We start from the raw sequence: 26,686 nt of genomic DNA on the forward strand, positions 1-26,686 counted from the left end.
CCGTCGATGCTAGGGCTGTGCGGCGTCGGGCGGGTCCGGTTCGCGGCGATCCGGCACCGCCGACGCGGCCAGCGTCGCCACCGAGATCAGTGCCAGCAACTGCACACCCACCGAGTGCCCGGCGTACCCGTCGACCGAGCGCCAGGGGGTCTGGCTCAGCACGGCGCCCGCCGCGATCAGACCGGTGGCGACGGTGCCGACCGTGATCCTGTCGAGCAGCCGCGCGCGGTTCCGCAGCACGTACCGCACCGCCAGCGCGGCGCCGACGACCAGCGCGCCGGCCACGCCGGAGACGACACCACCGACGCCCACCGCGGCCGCGCCAGCCCACCACGGCCCGGGCCGCCACGGCACTGCCGGGTCGTCCGGGCGGGGGCGGCGTCGCGCGGGCAGCCAGGCCAGCAGCGCCAGCACCGGCAGCAGGCACAGCCCGGCGATCAGGCCGGTGCGGTACAGCGCGTTGGACGCGAAGGCCAGTGTCACCGTTCCGGAAGTGCCCGCGGGGACCACCCAACCCTGCTGCCAGCCGTTGACGGTCACCGGCTCCAGTTCCTCCCCGGAGGCGGTGCGGGCGTGCCAGCCGGGGTTGACGCTCTCCGGCACCACGAGCACCCGCGAGGTCGCCGCGTCGGGCACGTCGACCTGCCGCCGGTCGGCGCTCCAATCTCCGGTGTCGACGGGAGTTGTTGCCGCAGGACGTATCTCGTCGGCACGCGGACCGGCCAACTGCACGCCGTCCACCACGAACGTCGGGCCGGGGCTGATCACCAGCTCCTGCTGGCCCGCGGGCAGCGCGATGGGGTCGGTGCGGCACGGCTGCGCGGCGATCGGCTCGCCGTCGAGCAGCGCCCCGACGGTGGTGCGGACGGACGTCGGCACGAACTCCCCGGCCACGCCGATGATCGGTCCTCGGCCGCAGGGCAGGGTGATCGTGCGCGATCTGGCAGCGGACGCGTCGGGCGTGCCGATCGGCCTGCCCCGGCGGTCGAGCACCTCGACCTCGGCGATGCCCGGCGGCTTGAGTTGATCGAATCCCAGTGCGGTGCGGTCGATCACGTCGTTCCAGTCCAGCAGTGACACGGTCACCGTGTCGGTGCGGTGCGGGTGCAGGTCGATGGTCTGGGTCTCGTCCTCACCGGACAACCGGCGCACCTGTGGTCCGTCGCCGAGGTTGACCGCGACCATCGTGGGCCGCGCCGGCGGTTCCACCCCGCTCGGCGTGATGCGCAGCGCCGCAACGTCGGTCGCGGACGGCAGGCGCACGGTGATGGTGGGTGGGTTGCGTTGCTGCACCACGCGTTGCGGAGCGATCCACGCCGTCCTGGGGTCGCCGTCGGTCGCGGCGAACGCCGATCCCTGCACGTCGATGAGGTCCGCGTCCCCCGTGGTCCTGGCGGCGCCCGGCGCAGCGACCAGATCGGCGAGCTTCGGGCCCTGCCGGGCGCGCAGCCACACCGTCGGGGTCACCGCGACGGCCTGCGGCACGGTCAGCGTGCGGCTGAGGTTCACCGGCTCCTCGGGCGCCAGCGCCATCGTCGCCGCGCACCGCACCCCGTCCGGGGAGTCGACGCAACCCGGCCGGCCCAGCAATTCGGAGCCCAGATCCCACTGTGCGACCGCCGATCCGGCCGGCGGGCCGGGCACGTCGACGGTGTGGCGCACCGTGATCGGCGTCGCGAAACCGTTCGCGTCGTACTGGGTGACCGACAGGTCGGTGAGGCCGAACTGCACACCCGCCGAACCGTCGTCGGTGGCGGCCGCGGTGATCCGCACCCACGGCGTCTCGCCGTAGGGCAGCGCGACCGTCAGCGGCTCGCCGGCCTCCTCGAAGCGCACCGAGCTGGTGCCGTTGATCGTGGACACCTCGAGCCTCCGCACCTGGGCGCCGACGGCGGTGGCGCTGGGGGTGATGGTCAGCGTGGCGTTGGTGACGGGGCGGTCGAAGTCGATCTGCAGCCACTGCCCGACGGCGGCCTGCAGCGCATTCGACACCCAGCTGGTCGAGGTGTCGGAGTCGACGGCCGACGCGGGTCCGGTGGCCGGCGCGACGTTGGGCAGCGCGGTCGAGTCGGCCGCCGAACTCGACACGGTGATCCGCCCGCCGGTCCACCGGGCGTACACCGGATCTGCGCCGTCGACGGGGTAGTCGGGGACGCGGTTGAACGTGTGCCGGGTGTCGCCCGGTGCGCGGATCGTCGAGGCGTGGTCGTCGACCCGGCCGTAGTCGATCTCGCGCGCGACGGGCGTGTCGGTGACGGTGACCAGCGGGGCGGGCAGCCCCGCCCGTTCGGCGTCGGCCGTCAGCAGCATCGGGCCAAGCGGCGGCCGGTCGAGCAGGCGGCGGCGTTGGTCGAGCCGCAGCAGCGCCTCGGGTGCACCGTCCACCCGCGCCATCGCGTCGGTGTCGACGAGGTACGGCGCCGCCGGGTGCGGCGCGCCCGCCCCGGCGTCCACCCGGTAGATCTCGACCGCCGGATAGGGCGGGCGCAGACCGCTGTCGGTGACGAAGCCGTCGAGGGTGCCCGGGCCGACGGGGTCGCCGAACTGCGCCACCCTGGTCAGGCCGGGGGAGCCGTCGACGGCGCGGTGCACCAGCACCGGCCGGGCCGAGCGCGACGTCTCCGGATCCAGGTCGTTGCGGATCACGACGTAGGAAATGCCCTGTCGGGCGAGGGTATCGGCCAATCCCGCGGATGGTCGCCCGGCGGCGAACAGCCGTTGCACGGAGTCCAGCGCGCGGATGGTCTGCGGCGGCGTCAGCGGGATCGAGTCACGCACGCCCCACGGGCTGTTCCCGAGCACCTGCAACGGCTCGTCGTGGCTGCTGCCCCACACCTGGGTGGCGAACGGGGCGCCGGGGGCCACCAGCACCCGCCCTGCGGTGGGGGTGCCGGTGTTGTGTTCGTCGAGCCAGTCGGCGGTCTGCTGCCAGTACGGCGGGATCTCGTCGAACGCGCCCGGCGGCGCCAGCCGGCCCGTCCACGCCAGCGACGTCCCCGCCGCCAGCGCCACCAGCACGACGATGCCGACCGCCACCCGCCTGTCGCGCTCGGGATGGCTGAACGCCTCGCGCACCACCGGCCGTGGCGCGCTGCCCGGCAGCGGGATGCGGCCCAGCAGGTGGATCAGCCCGAGCGCCAGCGGCACCCGCAGCAGCGGGTCGAGCTTCTGCAGGTTGCGCAGCGGTGTCCCGTCGGCGTCGAGGAACGCCTGGACGGCCTGTGCCACAGGGGAACCCAACCCGCCGGAGTAACCGGCGGCCAGCAACACCACGCCGGTGAGCAGCACGGTGACCAGCCGGCCGCGCGCAGGCATCGACCGCATCGCCAGGCCGGCCAGACCCGCCGCCGCCACCAGCGTCGTCGCCAGCACCGCGACCGACCCGGTCACCAGGGAGCTGCCCGCGGTGGCGCCGGGCGCGACGAACGGCGTCCAGCTGCCGGTGCCGCGCAGCATCTCGGTCAGCGACATCCACTGCGTGGTGACGCCCGACGACTCGATGAAGTCGAGGAAGGGCGGGCTGATGCGGCCGAGCAGCAGCAGCGGCACCACCCACCACGCCACCGCGAGCGCCGCACAGCCGAACCACCACGCGGTGAACCGCCACCATCGCCGGTTCGGCCGGTGACACGCCCACCAGATGAGCGCGGCCAGGCACCCGGTCAGCGTCGCGACCGCATTGACCGCGCCCATCAGCGCCACGGCCACCGCCGAACGTGCCGCGAGCAGCCGGACCGGACCCGACCCGCGCAAGGCCAGGATCACCGGGAGCAGCACCCACGGCGCCAGCATCATCGGCAGCGTCTCCGACGACAGTGCGCCGAGCGTGGTCAGCGCGCGCGGTGACAGCACGAACGCGACGGCGCCGACGATGCGCGACGTCGGCGTGCCGATGCCCAGCGCCTCGGCGACCCGCAGCACGCCCCAGAAGCCGACCACGAGCAGCAGCGCCCACCACAGCCGCTGGGTGACCCAGCCAGGCAGGCCGACGACGTCGCCGGCGAGGAAGAACGCGCCGTGCGGGAAGAGGTAGCCGTACGCCTGGTTCTGCGCCTGGCCGAACGGCAGGTCGCTGTTCCACAGGTTGGCCGCGCGAGCCAGGAAGCGCAGCGGATTCGCGGTGAGATCGAGCTTGGTGTCCGGCGATATCTGGCCGGGCGACTGGGCGAACGTCAGGATCAGCGCCGCCGCGGCGGCCACCCACAACCAGCGCCGTGACAACGGCTCGAACCGCTCGGGTGGTGTGGGCGGCCCATCCTCCCGGGCCACCCGGGGGCTAGCTTCTGTCGCCGTACTCGACCCGGTTGAGCACCGATGACGCCGGATCGCCCGCCTGCAGCGGAGGCCTGTTGTCCTGCTGCACCATCAGTGTCACGCCGAACACGGCCGCCGCACCCAACAGCAGGCCGACGACGATACTGGCCGCGGAAGGCACGATGAACCTGTCCATGCCGCCAACGTAGCACGGGCAGGTCAGCGCCCCGGCGGCACGATGAGCACCGGCCGGTGGCCGTGCCGCAGCACGCGGTCGGCGACGCTGGACTGCAGCAGGGACCGCACCCCGGTGGTACCGCGGGTGCCGGTGACGATCAGGTCGGCGTCCAGGGCGTCGGCGGCGTCGATGATCGAGTTCCACACGGTGCCCGCCATCGCCACGCACATCGGTTCGGCGGGCAGGCCGACCGCCGTCGCGAGTTCCACCCCGTCGTCGTTGGTGCGCTGCGCGTCGGCCCAGGCGATGTCGACGTCGTCCGGATCGTCGGGGTCGGGCGGGCCGTCGAGGTCCACCGACACCGGGCCGGGCCCGCGCAGCACCGGCGACCACACCGTCAGCACCACGGCCCGTTCGGCCGAGAGGAACCGGCCGGCGTAGCGCACCGCGCGGCGGGCGTTGAGTGTCCCGTCGAAGGCGATCACCATGACGCGCGCGGCCGAATCCTGCGCTTCGGCGGTCATGGCACCTCACTCCCGATCGTGGACACCGCAAGAATATGGGAGGTGACGGACGGGTAACGGGTCTTCTGGCGCGGCGGCCGCTGCACGGTCTGGGTGGGCCTCGACGACCACGGGGATCGATTACGCGTTCATGTGCCGCTAGTGTCGAGCCCTATGGTCTTGTCCCGCGTGAGCGCGCTGGCGGCGATGGCCGGGCTGCTGCTGGCCTGTGCGCCGGCCGGCGAGCAGTCCGCCTCGATGCCGCAGCCGAGCCCCGTCAACAGCGTCGTCCCGCAGGCGTCGCCGAACGTGCTGCTCAAGGGCCCGCTGCCCGCGGCGCCCGCGGCACCGGCCTGTGGCGACGTGCTGGCGGGCATGTCGACCCGCGACAAGCTGGCTCAGCTGCTGATGGTCGGGGTGACCGGCGCCGCCGACGCTCGGGCGGTCGTGGATGCCCACCACGTCGGCGGGATCATGATCGGCAGCTGGACCGACCTGTCGATCATGGGCGATCAGCTGCGTGACATCAGCGCCGAGGCGGGCCCGCTTCCGCTTGCGGTCAGCGTCGACGAGGAGGGCGGCCGGGTGTCGCGGCTCGCCGGGCTGATCGGCAGCCAGCCGTCGCCGCGCGAGCTGGCGGCCAGCCAGTCGCCCGAGCAGGTGTACGGCATCGCACTCGACCGCGGCCGCAAGATGCGTGGGCTGGGCATCACCATCGACTTCGCGCCGGTGGTCGACGTCACCGAGGATGCCGACAACACGGTGATCGGCGACCGTTCGTTCGGCGCCGACCCGATCACCGTCACCGACTACGCAGGCGCCTACGCCCGCGGGCTGCGCGACGCGGGCGTGCTGCCGGTGCTCAAGCACTTCCCCGGCCACGGGCACGGGTCGGGTGACTCGCACACCGGCAGCGTCACCACGCCGTCGCTGGCGGACCTGCAGGCCAACGACCTGGTGCCGTACCGGACGCTGACCACCCAGGCGCCGGTCGCCGTGATGGTCGGCCACATGCAGGTGCCCGGACTGACCGGCAGCGATCCCGCCAGCCTCAGCCCGGCGGCCTACGCGCTGCTGCGTTCGGGCGAGTACGGCGGCCCGCCGTTCGGTGGCCCGGTGTTCACCGACGACCTGTCGTCGATGCAGGCGATCACCGACCGGTTCGGGGTGGCCGAGGCGGTGCTGCGCAGCCTGCAGGCCGGCGCCGACACCGCACTGTGGGTCAGCACCGGCGAGGTTCCCGCGGTGCTCGACCGCCTGGAGAAGGCGCTGGCCGCGGGCGAGCTCACTCCGGCCGCCGTCGACGCGTCGGTGCTGCGCATGGCCGCGGCGAAGGGCCCCAACCCGCGCTGCTGAGCTAAAGACCGTAGACGCGCGTGGCGTTGTCGACGCCGATCATGTCGACGATGCGCACCGCGTCGTCCACACCGCAGTCGCCGGAGCGCACCCAGTCGCCCAGCACCCGGCCCATCGCGCGCCGCCACAGCACCGAACCCAGCACGTGCAGTTCGGGCGGGCCGAAGGCGTCCGACGAGTACAGCTGTTTGGCGAACGGCGCCGTCTCCAGCGCCTCGGCCACCAGCGCCGTCGAACGCACGCCGAGGAAGTTGATGCCGAGGCCGACGTCGAAGTGGACGTGGTCGAAGGCCTGGGCGAGGTAGCCGGCCTGGCGGTGGAACGGGTAGCAGTGCAGCAGCAGCACGGGCACCGGCGCCATCGTGCGCAGCAGCGGCAGCATCAGCAACGGGTCGGTGCGGTGCAGGTCGAGGTCGCGGTCGCCGAATCCGACGTGCACCTGCAGCGGCAGGCCGTGTGCGGCCGCCTCGTGCACCACGAACGCCGTCAGCACCGGGCTGTCGAGCCGCAGCGGCGCCGGTCGGGCTGCCAGTTCGCGGGCGGCGGCCACGACGTCGGCATCGGCGGGCCGGGTCCAGTCGATGTCGAAGCCGGTGCGGTAGGCCGCGATCGTCTTGGCGCCGACGACGCCGTCCGTCTCGGCGGCGGTCGCCAGGCCCGCCCGCAGCGCGTCGGGGAACTGTTCCGGTGTGGCGCCGCCGGCCAGCAGGTCCTCGGCGAGCGTCTCCAACCGCACCACCTGCGACGCCGGCCTGCCGCTGAGGGCGGCGAGCCCCTCCGGTGTGGTGATCCGGTCGCCCTTGAAGCCGGGGTCGACGATCCACCGCGCCACCCTCGCGGCGGGCAGCATCAGGGTGGCGAGTTCCTCGGCGCTGAACGCGCTGCGTCGCTCCCAGTACTCGTCCGGTCCCGCCAGTGGTGCCAGGTCGAGCAGCGGCGCGCACCATCGCCGCACCGCGAGGCCGGGTGGTGAGTCGAACTGCGTCATGAACTCCGGCACCGGGTCGGGGGAGCCCTCGTTGAGCGACGCCTCGAAGTCCGGCCGGTCGACGGGCACCGCGAATGCGCCGTGCACGTGGTGGTCGACGAGTTCGATCTCGCGTAGCCGGTCGGCCAGCGCCCGCGGCACGTCGGCCTCGACACCGAGGAACAGGTCGGGCAGCGCCATGCTGTGATTCTCGCTCAACCACCGCGCCGCGGACGCCGTCCGGTCACCCATTGCTTACCCTGAGGTCATGGCAGGCGGAACGAAGCGGTTGCCCCGGGCGGTCCGGGAGCAGCAGATGCTCGACGCCGCCGTGCAGATGTTCTCGGTGAACGGGTATCACGAGACGTCCATGGACGCGATCGCGGCGGAGGCGCAGATCTCCAAGCCGATGCTCTACCTGTACTACGGATCGAAGGAGGAGCTCTTCGGCGCGTGCCTGGCCCGAGAGCTCACCCGGTTCGTCGACGAGGTGCGCAGCAAGATCGACTTCTCGCAAAGCCCGAAGGATCTGCTGCGCAACGCGGTGGTGTCGTTCCTGAGCTACATCGACGCCAACCGGGCGTCGTGGATGGTGCTCTACACGCAGGCCACCAGCTCGCAGGCGTTCGCCCACACCGTGCGCGAGGGCCGCGACCGGATCGTCGACCTGGTCGGCAGGCTGCTGCGGTCGGGCACCCGGCACCCCGAACCGGACACCGACTTCGACATGATGGCCGTCGCGCTCGTGGGCGCGGGCGAGGCGGTGGCCGCCCGGGTCAGCACCGGGGACGCCGACGTCCACGAGGCCGCCGAGCTGATGATCAACCTGTTCTGGCGCGGCCTCAAGGGCACTCCGGCCCACGAGGACGCCCCGTCGGTGGCCGACGCGCACACCTGACGCGTTGAGATTGCACTCAGATCGCATCTGCGCGTGAAATCGCGATCTGAGCGCAAAGTCAACGCGCCACGGGCCTACTTCAGCGCCGTGATCGTGCCCGTCAGATGCGGGTCGCCCTTGCTCAGGTGATGCAGCGCCAGCTGCCAGCCGCCGTCGGAGCCGCGGCTGACGTACAGGCCCGCGCTGGCGGGCAGGATCACCGGCTTGGCGAATTTCACCGCGTACTCGACGGCGTCGGGCAGCTGCCCCTCGATGTTGGCCAGCACGGCGGCCGCGGTGAACATCCCGTGCGCGATCACGCTCGGGAAGCCGAACAGCTTGGCGGCCACCGCATTGGTGTGGATCGGGTTGTGGTCACCGCCGACCGAGGCGTACTTGCGGATCTGCGCGGGCGTGATGCGCAGCACGGCGTTCGGCGGGCCCAGCTTGGGCCGCTTCTGCGGTGGCGGCTTGGGCTCGTCGGACAGGCTGGTGCGCTGCTGGTGCAGGAACGTGGTGACCTGGTGCCAGGCCAGGTCGTTGCCCACCTTGACGTCGGTGATGATGTCCACCAGCAGTCCGCGGCGGTGTTCCCGCAGGTTCTCCGCATGCACCGACACCCCGACGGTGTCACTCACCAGGATCGGCCGGTGCTGGGTGATGCGATTCTCGATGTGCACCGAACCCATTGCGGCGAAAGGGAAGTCGAAACCGGTGACGAGATCCATCACGGTGGGGAACGTCAGCGCGAACGGATAGGTCAGCGGCACCCGGTCACCGAACCGCAGGCCGGTGACCGCCGCATAGTCGGCGACGTTGGCGGCGTCGATGCTGAGTTCGTCCACGGTCAGCGTGCGGTCGGGCAGGGTGTCGCCACGCGGCACGAACGGCAGGGCGCCTGCGGCGGCACGCGCCAGGTTGCGCAGCCCGGAGGGTTGTGTCACGTCTCAGGCCCCCAGCATCGCCTGGCCGCAGACCCGGATCGTGTTGCCGGTCACCGCGTTCGAGGCCGGGCTCGCGAAGTACGCGATGGTCTCGGCCACGTCGACGGGCTGGCCGCCCTGGTAGAGCGAGTTGAGCCGGCGGCCCACCTCGCGGGTGGCCACCGGGATCGCCTCGGTCATTTTCGTCTCGATGAACCCGGGCGCCACCGCGTTGACCGTGATGCCCTTGTCCGCCAGCTTCTCGGCCAGCGCGTCCGTCAGCCCGATCATGCCGGCCTTGGTGGTCGCGTAGTTGGTCTGCCCGCGGTTGCCCGCGATGCCGGCCATCGACGAAAGGCCGATGACCCGGCCGCCCTCGGCGAGCACCCCGTTGTCGGCGAGTCCCTCGGTGAGGTGAAGCGGCGCAAGCAGATTGACGGCGACCACCGAGTCCCAGCGGCCCTCGTCCATGTTGGCCAGCAACTTGTCGCGGGTGATGCCCGCGTTGTTGACGAGGATGTCGAGGGTTCCGCCGTGGTGTTCGCGAAGGTGCTCGGCGATCTTGTCCACGGCGTCGGGGGCCGTCACGTCCAGCGTCAGCGCGGTGCCGTCGACCTTGTCGCGGACCTTCGCCAGATCGTCGGCGGCGCCCTCGATGTCGACGACGACGACCGCGGCGCCGTCGCGGGCGAACACCTCGGCGATCGTCGCGCCGATGCCCCGCGCCGCACCGGTGACGAGCGCGACCTTGCCGGCGAGCGGCCTGTCCCAGTCCGACGGCGGCGCGGCGTCGGCGGCGCCCACCCGGTAGACCTGGCCGTCGACGTAGGCGGACTTGCCGGACAGGATGAAGCGCATCGTCGACTCCAGGCCGGTGGCGGCGGGCTTGGCGTCGGGCGAGAGGTACACCAGTGACGCCGTCGCGCCGCGCCGCAGCTCCTTGCCCAGCGAGCGGGTGAAGCCCTCGAGTGCGCGCTGCACGATCTGCTCGTGCGGGGTCGAGATCGCGTCGGGGTCGGTGCCGACGACGACGAGGCGGGCGTTCGGCGCGAGGTTGCGCAGCACGGGCGTGAAGAACTCGTAGAGCCCCTTGAGGCCCTCGGGTTCGGTGATGCCGGTGGCGTCGTAGACCAGGCCGCCGAAGTTGTCGGCCCAGCGGCCGCCGATGTTGTTGGACACCACCTCGTAGTCGTCGGCCAGTGCGCTGCGCAGTGGTTCGACGACGCGGCCGTCGCCGCCGATCAGCAGCGCGCCGGGCAGTGGCGGTTCGCCGGCCTTGTAGCGGCGCAGCGTCTCGGGCTGCGGGATGCCGAGCTGCTTGGCGAGGAACGAGCCGGGTGCCGAGTGGACGATTTGGGAATACAGATCCGAAGGCATGGGTACGAACTTACTCCAGAGTAAGAAGCGTGGGTACTATGGCCCTGCAGAGGACCCTGACGAGATGTCCTGGATAACCGACAACGGAGGCAGACAAACGTGGCTGACACCAATTCCCGCCGGCGGGTCGCCGTCCTCGGCGGAAACCGGATCCCGTTCGCACGGTCGGACGGCGCATACGCCAGCGCCTCGAACCAGGACATGTTCACCGCCGCCCTGGGTGGGCTGATCGAGCGCTACAACCTCGAGGGCGAGCGGCTCGGCGCCGTGATCGGCGGCGCGGTGCTCAAGCACAGCCGCGACTTCAACCTGATGCGCGAATGCGTGCTGGGCAGCGCGCTGTCGTCGTACACCCCGGCGTTCGACATCCAGCAGGCCTGCGGCACCGGGCTGCAGGCGGCGCTGGCCGCCGCGGACGGCATCGCGCTGGGCCGCTACGAGGCGGCCGCGGCGGGTGGGGTGGACACCACCTCCGACGCCCCGATCGCGTTCGGTGACAACCTGCGCAAGAACCTGCTCGGCCTGCGCCGCGCCAAGTCCAACGTCGACCGGCTCAAGCTGGTCGGCAAGCTGCCCGCGTCGGTGGGCATCGAGATCCCGGTCAACAGCGAGCCCCGCACAGGCATGTCCATGGGCGAGCACGCCGCCATCACCGCCAAGGAGATGGGCATCAAGCGTGTCGACCAGGACGAACTGGCCGCCGCGAGCCACCGCAACATGGCCGCCGCCTACGACCGCGGCTTCTTCGACGACCTGGTCAGCCCGTTCCTCGGCCTGTACCGCGACAACAACGTGCGGGCGGACTCGTCGGCGGAGAAGCTGGCCAAGCTCAAGCCGGTGTTCGGCGTCAAGTTCGGCGACGCGACCATGACGGCGGGCAACTCCACGCCGCTGACCGACGGCGCCTCGGTGGCGCTGCTGGCCAGCGAGGACTGGGCGCAGCAGCATTCGATCGAGCCGCTGGCGTACTACGTCGACGGGGAGACCGCTGCGGTGGACTACGTCAACGGCGCCGACGGCCTGTTGATGGCGCCCACCTACGCGGTGCCGCGGCTGCTCGCACGCAACGGGCTGAGCCTGCAGGACTTCGACTTCTACGAGATCCACGAGGCGTTCGCGTCGGTGGTGCTGGCGCACCTGCAGGCGTGGGAGTCCGAGGAGTACTGCAAGGAGCGCCTCGGCTTAGATAGTGCATTAGGCAGTGTCGATAGAACCAAGCTCAACGTCAACGGGTCGTCACTGGCCGCCGGGCATCCGTTCGCGGCCACCGGCGGGCGGATCGTCGCCCAGTTGGCCAAGCAGCTGGCGGAGAAGAAGAAGGACACCGGCCAGCCGGTGCGCGGGCTGATCTCGATCTGCGCCGCCGGTGGGCAGGGCGTGGCGGCGATTCTCGAGGCCTGAGGCATCGAATATCGACTCGTGAAAATTAAATTCGGCACGGCTGTAACGCCTCCGGCGAACCGATCGATACAGGGGATAGCTCCGTGTTGCCGTCTGACCCCCCGACCCGACGGCAACACGGGGCCACTTACTTCGGTTCGACGTATTTCCTCTGGTACGAGGGGTGTCAGAGGCGTACAGTCAGCCATACGACGGGTTCGGGAGCGACTGATCCGAACAGCCGGCGAGGGGTGAACAGCCGGCGGCGTGTATCTCGCGAGAGAGACGCCCCCATGAGTCCTCCCGAACCCGCCCTCATGTCTTCTTCCGCCTGCTTCCCCGCGGCGCCGCCTGTGACTGCCGCCGGCCCTCCTACAGGCTCTCGAGATTGATCTGTCGCAGCACCCTGCCCGCACTTCTCCTGCACGGCGTCGATCTCACGCCCGCCCACGCAAGAGGCCCCCGGACGGATCCGGGGGCCTCTTGGGTAGGTCAGATCAGCACACCAGGAATCAGAATGCAGCCTCGTCGAGCTCCATGATGTCGTTGTCGAGGTTCTCGACGACCTGACGGGTGCTGGTCAGCAGCGGCAGGAAGTTCTTCGCGAAGAACGACGCGACCGCGATCTTGCCCTCGTAGAAGGCCTTGTCGTCGCCGGTCGCGCCGGCGTCGAGCGCCTCGATGGCCACGGCGGCCTGCTTCTGCAGCAGCCAGCCGATCACCAGGTCGCCGACGCTCATCAGGAAGCGCACCGAACCCAGACCGACCTTGTACAGCTCCTTGGGATCCTCCTGTGCCGACATCAGGTAGCCGGTCAGCGAGGCCGCCATCGCCTGGACGTCGGTCAGAGCGGTGGCCAGCAGCGCGCGCTCGGCCTTGAGCCGGCCGTTGCCCGACTCGTTCTTGACGAACTCCTCCATCTGCCCGGCCACGTGCGCCAGCGCCACACCCTTGTCGCGAACGATCTTCCGGAAGAAGAAGTCCTGCGCCTGGATGGCGGTGGTGCCCTCGTAGAGCGAGTCGATCTTGGCGTCGCGGATGTACTGCTCGATCGGGTAGTCCTGCAGGAAGCCCGACCCACCGAACGTCTGCAGCGACTCGGTCAGCTTGGCGTAGGCCTGCTCGGAACCGACACCCTTGACGATCGGCAGCATCAGGTCGTTGACCCTCAGCGCCAGCTCGCCGTCGACACCGTGCACGGCCTGTGCCACCGGCGCGTCCTGGTAGGTGGCGGTGTAGAGGTACAGCGCGCGAAGACCCTCGGCGTAGGCCTTCTGGGTCATCAGCGAACGGCGCACGTCGGGGTGATGGGTGATCGAGACCCGCGGAGCGGTCTTGTCCGTCATCTGCGTCATGTCGGCGCCCTGGATCCGCTCCTTGGCGTACTCGAGCGCGTTCAGGTAGCCGGTCGACAGCGTCGCGATGGCCTTGGTGCCGACCATCATGCGGGCCTGCTCGATGACGTCGAACATCTGCGCGATGCCGTTGTGCACCTCGCCGACCAGCCAGCCCTTGGCGGGCACACCGTGCTGACCGAAGGTCAGCTCACAGGTGGCCGAAACCTTCAGGCCCATCTTGTGCTCGACGTTGGTGACGAAGGCGCCGTTGCGCTCACCCAGCTCACCGGTTTCGAAATCGAAGAGGAACTTGGGCACGAAGAACAGCGACAGGCCCTTGGTGCCCGGGCCCGCGCCCTCGGGGCGGGCGAGCACCAGGTGGAAGATGTTCTCGAACAGATCATCGGAGTCGGCGGAGGTGATGAACCTCTTCACGCCGTCGATGTGCCACGAGCCGTCGTCCTGCTTGACGGCCTTGGTGCGGCCGGCGCCCACGTCCGAACCGGCATCGGGCTCGGTCAGCACCATGGTGGCGCCCCAGCCGCGCTCTGCGGCGAGCTGCGCCCACTTCTTCTGCTCGTCGGTGGCCTGCTTGTAGAAGATGCTGGCGAAGCCGGCGCCGCCGCCGTACATCCACACCGCCGGGTTCGCGCCGAGCAGGTGCTCGTGCAGCGCCCACACCAGCGCGCGGGGCATCGGCATGCCGCCGAGTTCCTCTTCGACGCCGACCTTGTCCCAGTCGTTGTCGATGACGGCACGCGCCGACTTCTTGAAGGACTCCGGCAACGTCACGGTGTGCGTCTTGGGGTCGAACACCGGCGGATTGCGGTCGCCGTCCTCGAACGATGCGGCGATCGGACCCTCGGCCAGGCGGGCGATCTCGCCCAGCATCTCCTTGACCGTGTCGGCGTCCAGGTCGCTGTACACCCCCTCACCGAGGGCCTTGTCGACTTCGAGCACCTCGAACAGGTTGAATACCTGGTCCCGGACGTTGCTCTTGTAGTGGCTCACTATGTCCTCCTCGACGAGAATTGCCACCTGCGGTTGGGTACTTCGGTTAAGTTACCCACCAGTAACTAATGGTCACTATACCGCCCGGTAACTTCAACGCAAAGCTCGCGCGAGCAATTTCCACCGGCTAATCAACCAGGCGGTTGGCCGGAAGCTGGCGAACCTCGATTTGGCACCCCTGAGCTGCGAAGATGGCCCGGTGTGACGATGGTCACGTTCGGGCCGCTAGGGTGTTCCAATGCTTCGCGTCGCAGTGTGGGGAACCGGCAACATGGGCTCGACCGCGATCCGGTCGGCCACCGCTTTTCCCGGTCTCCAGCTCGCCGCCGTCATCACCTCGACCGCCGAGAAGGTAGGCCGCGACGCCGCCGGCTTCGCCGGGCTCGATGCGCCCACCGGGGTCGCGGCAACCGACGACGTCGACGGTGTCCTGGCGGAGTGCGACGCCGTCGCCTACATGGCCTCCGGCGACATCCGCCCCGAGGAGGCGATCGCGGACATCGAGCGGTGCCTGCGTGCCGGCCTGCACGTGGTGACGCCGTCGCTGTACTCGCTCTACGACCCGGCGTCCGCCCCGCCGGAGTGGGTGCAGCGGCTGACCGCCGCCGCCGAGGAGGGCGGATCGACACTGCTGGTCAGCGGCGTCGACCCGGGCTGGGGCAACGACGCCCTCGCGGTGACGGCCGCGAGCCTGTGCACCCGCATCGACACGATCACCTGCCAGGAGATCTTCGACTACTCCACCTACAACCAGCCGTTCGCGGTGAAGGTGTCGTGCGGCTTCGGCGGGTCGATGGACGAGACCCCGATGATGCTGCTGCCGACCATCCCGACGATGGTCTGGGGCGGCAACGTCCGGCTCATCGGCCGCGGCCTGGGCATCGAGATCGACGAGATCACCGAGGAGGTCGAGCGGCTGCCCCTCGACGAGTCGGTGGACACCGTGATGGGCCGCTTCGAGAAGGGCACGCAGGGCGCCTTCTTCCTCAGGGTCGTCGGGTGGTCCGGCGGCAGGAGGCGGATCGTCATCGAGCACATCACCCGCATCCACCCGTCCTGCGCGCCGGACTGGCCGCAGCCCGACGATGCTCATCGGGGAGGCGTCGGCGATCACCGCGTGATCATCGACGGCGACCCGCAGCTGACGATCGTCACCCGCGCGGACGTGCCGGGCGGCACCCGCGCCGACGGCGGCAACACCACCGCCGCGAACCGGCTGCTTGGCGCCCTCAACTGGCTCGTCGAGCAGAAGCCGGGCATCTACGACGGTCTGCAGGTGCCGCTGCGCTCGGCGCTGGCCGCCGACGCCGAAGCCGCCCGCTGGGCCGAATAGTCACTCCGGCCCGGATGCGGCGACGGCTGCCGGGACCGGTGCCTCCGCGGCCGCCGGCTCCGCTGCCGCCTCGGCGTCGGGCAGCTGACCCACCAGGTACTCGGCGAGCCCCCCGATGGTCGGGTAGTCGAACACCGCCGTCGCATTGATGGTGAACGCGCCGCCGAACTGGCTGTGCAACCTGTTGCGCAGTTCGATCGCCATCAGTGAGTCGGTGCCGAGGTCCAGGAACCGGCTCGTCGCGGCGGGTGGCGACGCCAGGCGCAGGAAGTTCTGCACCTCCTTCTGGAGGAACTCCGTCACGAAGCCCGCACGCTGCGGCACGGGGATCTCCTGCAGCTGCTTGAGCAGCTCACTGTCACCGGTCACCTCGCCGACGGCGCTCGGCAGCACCAGGTCGAGGATCGGTGGCCGCGAACTGCCCAGCACCTTCGCCGCACGCTGCCAGTTCGCCCTGATGACGGTCGCCTGGCCGGTGCCGTTCGCGACGACCTCGCCGAGTGCGCTCAGCGCCGCCGCCGGATCCAGCGGGACGAGGCCCTGGGCGCTGATGTTGGCGGTCGCGGCCTCCGACGATGCCATGCCGCCCTGTGCCCACGGCCCGAAGTTGATGCCCGTGGCGGGCAGGCCCCGGGACCGTCGCTGCGCGACGAGACCGTCCAGCCACGCGTTGGCCGTGGCGTAGTTCGCCTGACCGGGCGACCCGAACAGGCTGGACACCGACGAGGACACGATGAAGAAGTCCAGATCGTCGTCGGCTGTCAGACGGTCCAGGTGGTACGCGCCGTACGCCTTGGGCGCCAGCGTCGTCCGGAACCGCTCGAGGCTCTGCTGGGACAGCAGCGCGTCGTCCAGCACGCCCGCCAGATGCGCCACACCGGCCAGCGGCGGCAACTCCGCGCGGATCCGGTCGAGCAGCGCCACGACGTCCGATTCCTCGCCGACGTCGGCGGTGAAGACGTGCACGCGGCACTTGTAGCGCTCGGTGATCTCCTCGATCACCTTCTGCGCCGCCGGATCCGGCGCACGCCGGCTGGTCAGCACGATGTCACCGGCGCCGAGCTGGGCCAGATGCGACGCCGTGTGCAGACCGATCGCACCGAGCCCACCGGTGATCAGGTAGCTCCGATCGGCCTTCGGCTGCAACGGGTTCGGGATCTGCACGACGATCTTGCCGATGTGGCGCGCCTGCTGCATGCGCCGGAACGCCGCCCTCGACTCGGTCAGCGGGTAGATCTCCGCGGGCAGCGGAGTCCACTCACCGTCGGCCAGTCCGTCCGACACCTCGGTGAGCAGGTCGCGGATGCGATCGGGGTCGGTGAGCATCACCGTGTCCAACGCGACGATCTCGTAGTCGATGTCGGGTCGGGCCTCGGCCATCTGCTCCGGCGACCAGATGTCGCGCTTGGCGATCTCGGCGAATCGGCCGTTGCGGGCGGTGGCCTTCAGCGTCGCCTCGATGAACCCTTCGCTGGTCAGGCTGTTGAGCACCACGTCAACGCCGGCACCACCGGTGTCCGCCAGGATCTGATCGGCGAAATCGATTGTGCGCGAGTCGTAGACGTATTCCACACCCAGCTTGCGCAGCGTGGCGCGCTTGAATGTGCTGGCCGTGGCGAAGACCGTCGCACCGCACCGCTGTGCCATCTGGACCGCCGCGAGGCCCACGCCGCCGCTGGCCGCGTGGATCAGCACCTTGTCGCCGGGCTTCAGCTGCGCCCAGTCGAACGACAGCCGGACCGTCAGCGCCGCGGCGGGAATCGTCGCGGCCTGCACCGCGCTCACCCCGTCCGGGATCGGCGCCAGGAACTGCGACGGCACATTGAACCGGCTGGAGAACGCACCCTGCATGGAGCCGTAGACCCGCTGCCCCACCTCGACGTCGCCGACACCCTCGCCCAATTGCGTGACGACGCCGGCGAAGTCACCACCGATCGGTCCGGGGTCGCCCGGGTAGAGACCGAGGACGTTGAGCACGTCGCGGAAGTTGAGGCCGGCGGCCTCGACGCGGACCTGCACGTAACCCTCGTCCGGCGGCGGCACGTCCTTCTCGGTGATCCGCAGGTTGTCGATCGCACCGCGCTCCGTCGGCGCCAGCACGTAGTCGCTCCCGCGAGGCACGGTGAGATTGCCGCTGCGCGCCCACGGCACCAACCGGGACGCCAGCAGCTTCCCCTGCCGCACTGCGATCTCCGGCTCCTCGACCGGGGTGGCCAGCATCGCGGCCAGTGCCCGCACCGCCTCCGGTGACCCGTCGCAATCGACCAGCCTGGCGCGCAGCGCCGGTTCCTCGTTGACCGTGGTGCGACCGAAGCCCCACAGCGCCGCCTGAACCGCATCCACCGGTTCACCGGACTCGGTGGCCACGGCCCGCTCGGTGACGATCCACAGCCCGCCCGGCAGTTTCACGCCGTCGTTCTGCACCGTATGCACGGCGCTGAGCAGGTTGGACAGCTCGGCCTCGAGCCGCCCGCTCGCGTCGGCGCTCGACTCCTGCGCACTCGGCCCGGTGCTGCGCCAGACGACGCCGGAGAACGGCATGCCGCGCTCGACGGCCTGCGCCAGCACCTGTCCCAGGAGCTCCGGATCGGCCTGCCGGTCGAACGGGATGCAGCCAGGCACCTCGGCGGCCAGTTCGCCGAATCCCGCGATCAGCCATGTGCCACTCGGGGCGACGACGTCTGCATCGGCAGGTGGTGTCGGCACCTCGTGCCAGCCGAGGGTGTAGAGCAGCCGGGTGGCGTCGCCGCCGAGGCCGCGCAGCAGCGCCTCGCGCGGTGCGCGTTTGACGGTGAACTCGCGGATCCCGCCGAGCAGGCTGCCGTCACGGTCGAGGAAGTCCAGATCGAAGACCTGCGTCTCACTGTCGAGGCCGCTGTTGTGCCACCTCGCGCGGCAGTAGAACCGCCGGGGCATCTTCTCCTTCAGCGTGACCTGCCCGTACCGCAGCGGCAGGAACAGGTCGTTGACGCCCTGTTCGGCGGCGAGAAGTGCTGGGAACGCGGGGAAGGCGACACCGGTGCACAGGTCCATCAGGACCGGGTGCATCGGTTCGGTTCCGAGGTGCTCGGCCAGTTCCTGTCCGACGAGGATGTCGCCGATCGCCTCACCGTCACCGAGCCACAGCGACTTCAGCGAGCCCGACCAGGTCGGCCCCCAGGCCAGTTCCAGGTCGGCGAAGGTCTCGAACAACTCCTGCGGACGCATGCGGGTGCACCGCTCGATGGCCTCGTCGACCGGATCCTGCTCGGGATCCGGATCGTCGCCGGCGCCGGAGACACCGGTGACCACGGCGCCTTCGGCGTTCAACGACCATTCGACGTCGCGCTCACCGTACGGACGGCTGTGCACCTGGAACTTCGACTCGCCGCCGTCGCCTGCCGGGTGCAGCGTCAGCTGCACCTCGCGAGACGCCTTCTCCGGCAGGATGATCGGCTCGTAGAAGAAGACCTCCTTGACCCGAGCCGGCGGACCGACGGCGGCCAGCGCCATCGCCGCGTACGTCGCCCCGGGGACGACGACGGTGCCGTAGATGACGTGGTCGGACAGCCACGGCTGCGATCTGACCGACAGCCTGCTCGTGTACACGACGTCGCCCGAGGCGAGGTCCTTGGCACTGCCCAGGATTCCGGAGACGCCGGCGCCGTTGCTGTCGGCGCCGGTGATCGCGGACGTCTTGGGCCAGAAACGGCGGTGCTGGAAGGGATAGGTGGGCAGTTCCAGCCTGCGGCGGGGCCCGCGGTGCAGCGCCGCGAAGTCGGGCTGGTGGCCGCCGACATAGGCGGCGGCCAGCGCGTCGGCGATCTGTCGCCGGTCGCCGACACCCTTGCGGAGCGAGACGATCGCCCGCGGTGCGGGCAGGTGCTCCGGCCAGACCTGCACGGCGGCTCCGGTCAGCACCGGTTGCGGACCGATCTCCATCAGCACCGAGCATCCGAGGGCCGCCACGGTGCGCACACTCTCGGCGAACTGCACCGGCTGACGGGAGTGCCGCCGCCAGTACTGGGCGTCGAGCGGTGTCTGGGCGGTGAGCACGGCGCCGGTGCGGTTGCAGACCAGCGGCAGAGTCGGTGGGGCGAACGTCAACTGGGCGGCGTAGGACTCGAATTCGTCGAGCACCGGGTCCAGCAGCTCCGAGTGGAAGGCATGGCTGGTCTGCAGCCAGGTGCAGCGGATCGCGTCGTCGGTGAACGTGGCGACGATCTTCTCGAGGTCCTCGGCCGGTCCCGACAGCACCGTGTTGGGTCCGTTGTAGGCGCCGACCGAGACGCGCGGGTACTCACCGGCGAGCTGCTCGACACGCTTGGCGTCGGCGAACACCGCCACCATCCGACCGCCTTCGGGCAGGCTGCCGAACATCCGGCCGCGTTCGGCCATCAGTCGTGCACCGTCCTCGAGGCTGAAGACACCGGCGACGCATGCCGCGGCGTACTGGCCCACGCTGTGCCCGAGCACCACGTCGGGCTTGATTCCCCACGACTGCCACAGCCTGGCCAGGCCCATCTCGACGGCGAAGAGCGCCGGCTGCGCGAACGACGTGTGCCTCAACCGCTCGCCGGTCTCGCGATCGGCCGCGAACAGCACCTCGAGCAGCGGGTAGGGCAGGATGCCCTCGACGGCCTCCGCGCAGCGTGTCACGGTCTCGGCGAAAACGGGCTCGGTGTCGAACAATTCACGCGCCATGCCCGGGTACTGGCTGCCCTGTCCGGTGAACAGCCAGGCCGTTGTCGGATTGTGCGTGTGCTCACCGCGTACGACACCGGGCCGCAGGCGGTTCTGCACCAGTTCGGCCAGGCCGTCGCGCGCCGAGGCGATCGAGTCGACCACCAGGGCGGCCCGGTGCTCGAAGTGCGAACGGCCGGTGCCTGCGGTGACGCAGACGTCGGCGAGGTCGGCGTCGGGCTGGGCGCTCAACCAGGTCTCGTACCGGCTCGCCAGTGCCGCCAGCGCTTCGGGTGACCGTGCGGACAGCGCCAGCACATCGACGGGTGCGTCGTGGGCGGTCTGCCCGGCGGGCGCCGGAACCTCGGCGTCGTCCGCAGAGACGTCGGCGGCGGCCGGCTGCGGCGCCTCCTCGATCAGCACGTGGGCGTTGGTGCCGGTGAACCCGAAGGAGCTGACACCTGCGCGCCGCGGCCTGCCGTTGGCGTGCCACGGGATCGCCTTGTCCACGACCCGCACGGGCAGCGAGGCCCACGGGATGTGCGGCGAAGGGTTGTCGAAGTGCAGGCTCTGCGGCAGCAGTTCGTGCTGTAGCGACAACACGACCTTGATCAGACCTGCTGCGCCGGAGGCGGATTCGAGGTGACCGATGTTCGTCTTGACCGATCCCATCAGCAATGGCCGGTCGGCGTCGCGCGAGCCGCCGTAGGCCGCCGCGGCGGCCTGGACCTCGATCGGATCACCGAGCGGGGTGCCCGTGCCGTGCGCCTCGAGGTAGTCGACGTCGCCGCCGGTCAGCCCGGCGCGGGTCAGCGCCGTGCCGATGAGCCGTTGCTGTGCGCCACCGTTGGGCACCGTCAGACCGCTGGAGGCGCCGTCCTGGTTCACCGCCGTGCTGGGAATGACGGCACAGATCCGGTCGCCGTCGCGTTCGGCGTCGCTCAGCCGTTTCAGCACGAGCACTCCGCAGCCTTCGCTGCGCACGTAGCCGTCGGCGGAGGCGTCGAAGGTCTTGCACCGCCCGACGGGGGACAGCATCCTGGCGCGCGACGCGGCGACCACCGTCACCGGGCTGATCAGAACGTTCACCCCGCCTGCCAACGCCATGTCGCAGTCGCCGGAGCGCAGCGCCTGGACGGCCTGGTGGACCGCCACCAACGACGAGCTGCACGCGGTGTCGACCGCAACCGCCGGACCTTCGAGCCCGAACGCGAAGGCGACCCGGCCGGAGATCGCGTTGAGCGCGTTGCCGGTGATGAAGTGGGGTTCGATCTTGTCGATGGACTCCGACGACAGCAGGTGGGCGTACTCGTTGGCGGCCACGCCGACGAAGACGCCGGTCTTGCTGCCGCGCAGCGATGCCGGCGAGTACCCGGCGCGTTCCAGACCCTCCCAGGCGGTTTCGAGCATCAGTCGCTGCTGTGGTTCGATCCACACGGCCTCGCGCGGCGAGATGCCGAAGAACTCGGGGTCGAAGCCGTCGATGCCGTCGAGGAATCCGCCGAAGCGCGTGTAGGTCTTGCCGGGGGCGTCCGGGTCGGGGTCGTAGAACTCGTCGATGTCGAACCGGTCCTCGGGGACCTCACGGATCGCGTCGACACCGCCGGAGAGCACCTCCCAGAACGCTTCCGGGTTCGGTGCGCCGGGGAAGCGGCACGAGACGGCGACGATCGCGATCGGATCGTCTGCGCGGGTCGGGGCCTCGGGACGGGGTTCGGACGGGCCTGCCACCTGCTCGCTGAGGCCGAGCACGTCTCCCAGCAGCCAGTCGGCGGCGTCGGAGAGCCGGGGGTGATCCATCACGAGGGTGACGGGGATGTCCTTTCCGACACCCTGCTCGATGCGGCGCCGGAGTTCGACGGCCATCAGCGAGTCCATGCCGAGGTCGAAGAAGCCGGCGTCCTCGCGGATCTCGGCGGCGTCGACGCGTGTCACCTCCGCCACCGCGTCGCGCAGGTAATCGGTGAGCAGCCGCTTGCGCTGCTGCAGCGGTGCGTTCGTGAGCCGCTCGACCAGTGGGGTCCTGCCCGACGGCGTCACGACCGGCGCCGAGTCGGCCGCCGGGGCGGGCACCTCGCGCTCCAGTTCGGCGAGGAACGCCCGCCGCCCCGCCTGCTGGTAGAGGGGCAGGAAGCGGGTCCAGTCGATCCGGGCCACCACTCCTTGCGCGGGACCGTTCGCCAAGGAGGCCGCCACGACGTCGGCCAGACCTGCCAGGGCATCGGCGGGCGACAACGTCCGTACGCCGCGCTGCTCGAGACGCGCGCGGGAGTCCGCGTCGGCCATACCCGCCGACCACGGACCGAAGTTGACGCTGATCCCCGGGACGCCCTGCTCGCGCATCCGCCAGGCCAGCCCGTCGAGGAAGGCGTTCGCCGCGCCGTAGGCGGTCTGACCGTATCCGCCCCACACCGAGGCGATCGACGAGGTGCTGATGAAGAAGTCGAGCTTCAGGTCGGCGGCGGCCTCGCTCAGATGCCAGGCACCCCAGACCTTTCCGGCGAAGACGCGGTCCACCTCGGCGTCGTCCAGATCGCTCAGCGGGGTGGTGCCGATCTCGCCGGCAGCATGGACGATGCCGGCCAGTGGGGGCAGCCCCGCCTGCATGCCGGCCATCAGTCGCGCGACGTCGTGTGCGTCGGCGACGTCGGCGGTGACGACCCGGACATCGCATCCGTGCTGTTCGTTCAGTGCGTCGATCCGCTCCCGGGCCGCGTCGCTGGGCGCGCGCCGACTGGTCAGCACCAGATGTCGTGCGCCGTTGGCGGCGAGGTATCCGGCGGTCTCCAGTCCGATCGACCCCAGCCCACCGGTCACCAGATAGGTGGCGTCGGCACGCAGTTGCAGCGGTGCGCCGCTCGCCGGTTCCGTCCGCCGCACAAGTCGCGGGACGTAGAGCGCCTTGTCGCGGAGCGCGAGCTGGTCCTCCCGGGAAGCCGGGTCGTGCGCCGAGGAGATCCGGTCGACCAACCGGGACCATTCGCCGGCCTTGTCGCCACTGCCGGCCGACAGGTCGGCCAGTCCGCCCCACACGTGCGGCAGTTCCAGCGCCGCGGCGCGGCCGAATCCCCACAGGGCACTCTGATCCGGTGCGACGGTGTCGCCGTCGGTGATGCGCTGCGCGCCGCGGGTCACCAGCCAGATGGGGCTGCGCAGTTCGGCGGCGGCCGCGGCGCGGAACAGGCGCCGCGTCCCGACCAGGATGCGATGCTGCATCCGCAGCAGTGACCGCATCGACGGCCCGGTGCCGGAATCCGAGTCGAGTGCCGCGACGTGCAGGATGCGCAGCGTCGAGTCATCGGCTGCCGCGGCGCGTAACGCGTCGACGAGCTGTTCGGAGTCGGCATCGGAGACCGGCAGTCCAACGGTCCGGTGCCGGTGGCCTCGCGCGTCGAGTGCGGCGACCAGGGGCGCGACGGCGTCGGCGGAGTCGCCGACGATGATCCAGCTGTGGGCTCCGGCGGGCCCGCCGGCGGAGAGCGGCGCGGGGGATTCCTGCCAGCGGAACTCATAGCGGCCGTCGGCGACGGACTGCGTCGACCGTTGTTGATTGTGTTGTGCGGCAAGCTTGGTCAGCACCTGCAGGGTCTGCTGATCGCCGCCGGGACCGTCGAGCAGTGCGGCGAGTTCGTCGATCCGGCCGTCCTCGAGGAGGCGGACGGCGTGGGTGCGTGCGGCGGGCGGGAGCTGGTCGCTGGTGCTGTCCTGGTCGTCGGTGCGGCTGTCGGGCCGGTCGTCGGAGAACCAGTACCGGCGACGCTCGAAGGGGTAGGTGGGCAGGTCGAGCTTGCGGGCGTGCGGCTGCGCCATGGCGGCGAAGTCGGGCAGGTGGCCCAGTACGTACGAGTCGGCGACGGCCTCGGTGATCTGCCGGTGGTCGGTGGTGTTGCGGCGCAACGAGGTGACCACGCGCGGTGCGGTGGCCGGGTCGGGCCAGGTGCTCAGCGCGGCGGCGGTGAGCACCGGTCGCGGGCCGATCTCGACCAGCAACTTGCAGTTGAGGCCGGCGAGGGTGCGCACACTCTTTGCGAACTCAACCGGTTGGCGTGCGTGGCGGCGCCAGTATGCGCCGTCGAGCTTCACGCTCCTGCCGAGGGCGGCGCCAGTGCGGTTGTCGATCAGGATCCGTTGCGGCGCCGCGTACGTGAACCGCTCGGCGTACGACTCGAAGTCGTCGAGGATCGGGTCGAGCAGCGCCGAGTGGAACGCGTGGCTGGTGTCGAGCCAGTCGCACCGGACGTTGTCGGCCGCGAGTCCGGCCACCGCCTGCTCCAGATCCTGCGCGGGTCCGGACAGCACGGTGTTGGCGCCGTTGTAGGCGGCGACGGACAGCGCCGGGAACTCGTCGGTGATGGCCTCGACGCGCTCGGCGGCGGCGAACACCGCGACCATCCGTCCGCCTTCGGGCAGGCTGCCGAACAGCCGGCCCCGTTCGGCCATCAGCTGCGCGCCGTCCTCGAGGCCGAACACGCCGGCCACGCACGCCGCGGAGTACTGGCCCACGCTGTGGCCCAGCACCACGTCCGGGTCGAATCCCCATGACTGCCAGAGGCGTGCCAGGCCCATCTCGACCGCGAACAGGGCGGGCTGTGCGTAGGAGGTCTGCAGCAGCGTCGCTTCGTTCTCGGGGCTGTCGAGGTCGAAGATCACGTCGAGCAAGGGCTTTCCGAGAGCCTCAGCCACTGCCGCCGCGCATCTGTTCAGCGTCTCGGCGAACACCGGTTCGGTGTCGAACAGTTCGCGGGCCATGCCGGGGTACTGGCTGCCCTGGCCGGTGAACAGCCACGCCGTCTTGGGAACGTCCTGGGAGTCCCCGCGCACCAGACCCGGTGCCGGGCGGTCGTCGGCCAGCGCACCGAGCAGCTCGACGGCGGACTCCCTCGAGTCGACCACCAGCGCGGCACGGTGTTTGAGGTGCGCCCGCCCCGCCCCGGCGGTGAAGCACACGTCGGCGAGAGTGGCCTCGGGGTGCGAGCTGAAGAAGCCGCGGTACCGGTCGGCGAGCTGGACCAGTGCGGCGGGCGTGTGCGCGGAGAGCGGCAGGATGCTGAACCGGGCCGCCCCGGCGGCGACATCGGGCGCCGGAGCCGCCCCGGCGGCGACATCGGGCGCCGGAGCCGCGGAGATCCGAGCTGTTTCTTCGGGCGCCTCCTCCAGGATGACGTGGGCGTTCGTGCCGGCGAACCCGAATGAGCTGACGCCCGCGATGCGCGGGCGGCCGTTGCTCTTCCAGGGCATCGTCTCGGTGACCACCTCGACAGGCAGCCGGTTCCAGGGGATGTGCGGTGACGGGTTCTCGAAGTGCAGGTGCTTGGGCAGGGTCTCGTTCTCGAGCGAGAGCACGACTTTGATGACACCCGCGATGCCCGCGGCCGCCTCCAGGTGCCCGATGTTGGTCTTCGCCGAACCGATCAGCAGCGGCCGGCCGGGGTCGCGTCCGGCGCCGAACGCCGCACCCGCGGCCTGCGCTTCGATCGGGTCACCGAGCGATGTGCCGGTGCCGTGCGCCTCCAGGTATCCGACGTCGCTGGGTTCGAGGCCCGCGCGCTTCAGCGCATCGGTGATGACCCGTTGCTGCGCAACACCGTTCGGGACGGTCAAGCCGCCCGAGGCGCCGTCCTGGTTGATCGCGCTGCCACGGATCACCGCACGGATGCGGTCACCGTCGCGGAGCGCATCCTCGAGGCGCTTGAGGACGATGACGCCGCAGCCCTCGCCACGCACGTAGCCGTCGGCGGCGGCGTCGAAGGTCTTGCACCGGCCGTCGGGCGCGAGCATCTGGGCGTTCGAGAAGGTGATCATCGTTGCGGGAGTGAGCAGTACGTTGGCGCCGCCGGCCAGCGCGAGGTCGCACTCGCCAAGGCGCAGCGCCTGGCATGCCTGGTGGATCGCGACCAGCGACGAGCTGCAGGCGGTGTCGACGGCCACCGAGGGACCCTGCAGTCCAAGCCGGTAGCTGATCCGGCCGGCGGCCGCGGCATTCGACGTCCCGATGGCCAGGTAGGCCTCGATCTCGGGGTAGGTCAGTTCGTCGGACGCCATCCCCAGGTAGTCGTGGGTGGCCAGGCCGACGAACACACCGGTGTTGGTCTCGGCGAGGGCCGTGGGTGCGGTGCCCGAGTGCTCCACCGCGCGCCACGCCGTCTCGAGCAGGATCCGGTGCTGCGGGTCCATCATCCTGACCTCGCGCGTCGACATGCCGAAGAACGGCGCGTCGAACCCGGTCACGTCATCGACGAAGCCGGCACGGCGGGTCACGACCTTGCCGGGGGCTCCGGGCTCCGGGTCGAAGAACGCGTCGGCATCCCAGCGGTCGGCGGGGATCTCCGACACCGCGTCGCGGCCCTCGCGAAGAACATCCCAGAATCCGTCGGCGTCCGGTGCGCCGGGAAAACGCGCCGCATAGCCAACGATGGCAAACCGCTGAGTCGGCTCGGTCGGATGTTGAGCGGATCCCATGCGGTTGTCTCCTTGAGGGGCCGTGCGGTAATTTACGCAGTAGTCAGGCTAACCTACTCGACAGTAGTA

General features: G+C 70.6%; 12 protein-coding genes. 4 read left to right on the top strand and 8 right to left on the bottom strand.

Features of this window, described 5'->3' with window-relative positions; genetic code table 11:
* Positions 1-9: 9 nt before the first annotated feature.
* From O6P37_RS13615 to O6P37_RS13625, 3 genes are read right to left on the bottom strand one after another with little or no spacing between them, the layout of a single operon-like run.
* Positions 10-4,269 carry an alpha-(1->3)-arabinofuranosyltransferase gene (locus O6P37_RS13615; protein ID WP_408633169.1) on the bottom strand — a complete coding sequence of 1,420 codons (4,260 nt, stop codon included), beginning with the start codon at positions 4,267-4,269 and terminating at the stop codon, positions 10-12.
* A gap of 7 nt (positions 4,270-4,276) precedes the next feature.
* Entirely contained in the window at positions 4,277-4,450 is a 174-nt protein-coding gene (locus O6P37_RS13620; protein WP_264011484.1) for a DUF2613 domain-containing protein, read from the bottom strand.
* Positions 4,451-4,473: 23 nt separating this feature from the next.
* Entirely contained in the window at positions 4,474-4,956 is a 483-nt protein-coding gene (locus O6P37_RS13625) for a universal stress protein (RefSeq protein ID WP_269894575.1), read from the bottom strand.
* Positions 4,957-5,109: 153 nt separating this feature from the next.
* On the opposite strand from O6P37_RS13625, the gene O6P37_RS13630 reads away from it, so the two are divergent.
* Positions 5,110-6,291: a glycoside hydrolase family 3 N-terminal domain-containing protein gene (locus O6P37_RS13630; protein WP_269894576.1), complete on the top strand. Its 1,182-nt coding sequence runs from the start codon at positions 5,110-5,112 to the stop codon at positions 6,289-6,291.
* 1 nt (position 6,292) lies between these two features.
* On the opposite strand, the gene O6P37_RS13635 is transcribed toward O6P37_RS13630, so the two are convergent.
* Positions 6,293-7,459: an amidohydrolase family protein gene (locus O6P37_RS13635; RefSeq protein WP_269894577.1), complete on the bottom strand. Its 1,167-nt coding sequence runs from the start codon at positions 7,457-7,459 to the stop codon at positions 6,293-6,295.
* A 67-nt stretch (positions 7,460-7,526) separates the two neighbouring features.
* Between O6P37_RS13635 and O6P37_RS13640 the strand changes: the two genes are divergently transcribed.
* Positions 7,527-8,156: a TetR/AcrR family transcriptional regulator gene (locus O6P37_RS13640; RefSeq protein WP_269894578.1), complete on the top strand. Its 630-nt coding sequence runs from the start codon at positions 7,527-7,529 to the stop codon at positions 8,154-8,156.
* 74 nt (positions 8,157-8,230) lie between these two features.
* On the opposite strand, the gene O6P37_RS13645 is transcribed toward O6P37_RS13640, so the two are convergent.
* Together O6P37_RS13645 and O6P37_RS13650 are read right to left on the bottom strand one after the other, a co-directional pair.
* Positions 8,231-9,079, bottom strand: a complete 849-nt coding sequence (locus O6P37_RS13645; protein ID WP_269894579.1) for a MaoC/PaaZ C-terminal domain-containing protein — start codon at positions 9,077-9,079, stop codon at positions 8,231-8,233.
* A gap of 3 nt (positions 9,080-9,082) precedes the next feature.
* Positions 9,083-10,435: a 3-oxoacyl-ACP reductase gene (locus O6P37_RS13650; RefSeq protein WP_269894580.1), complete on the bottom strand. Its 1,353-nt coding sequence runs from the start codon at positions 10,433-10,435 to the stop codon at positions 9,083-9,085.
* Between the two features lie 99 nt (positions 10,436-10,534).
* On the opposite strand from O6P37_RS13650, the gene O6P37_RS13655 reads away from it, so the two are divergent.
* Complete coding sequence (locus O6P37_RS13655) at positions 10,535-11,836, top strand: acetyl-CoA C-acetyltransferase (protein ID WP_269894581.1); 1,302 nt, start codon at positions 10,535-10,537, stop codon at positions 11,834-11,836.
* A 491-nt stretch (positions 11,837-12,327) separates the two neighbouring features.
* On the opposite strand, the gene O6P37_RS13660 is transcribed toward O6P37_RS13655, so the two are convergent.
* Entirely contained in the window at positions 12,328-14,163 is a 1,836-nt protein-coding gene (locus O6P37_RS13660) for an acyl-CoA dehydrogenase (RefSeq protein ID WP_264011492.1), read from the bottom strand.
* A gap of 238 nt (positions 14,164-14,401) precedes the next feature.
* Here O6P37_RS13660 and O6P37_RS13665 point away from each other — a divergent pair, with 238 nt between their 5' ends.
* Positions 14,402-15,496, top strand: coding sequence for an NAD(P)H-dependent amine dehydrogenase family protein (locus tag O6P37_RS13665; RefSeq protein WP_269894582.1), 1,095 nt, complete (start codon positions 14,402-14,404; stop codon positions 15,494-15,496).
* Here O6P37_RS13665 and O6P37_RS13670 read toward each other — a convergent pair whose 3' ends face one another.
* Complete coding sequence (locus tag O6P37_RS13670; RefSeq protein WP_269894583.1) at positions 15,497-26,617, bottom strand: type I polyketide synthase; 11,121 nt, start codon at positions 26,615-26,617, stop codon at positions 15,497-15,499.
* Between the last annotated feature and the right edge of the window lie 69 nt (positions 26,618-26,686).

Origin of the sequence: Mycobacterium hippophais (assembly GCF_027529605.1) — a bacterium.
In the GTDB taxonomy this organism is placed as follows: domain Bacteria; phylum Actinomycetota; class Actinomycetes; order Mycobacteriales; family Mycobacteriaceae; genus Mycobacterium; species Mycobacterium arseniciresistens.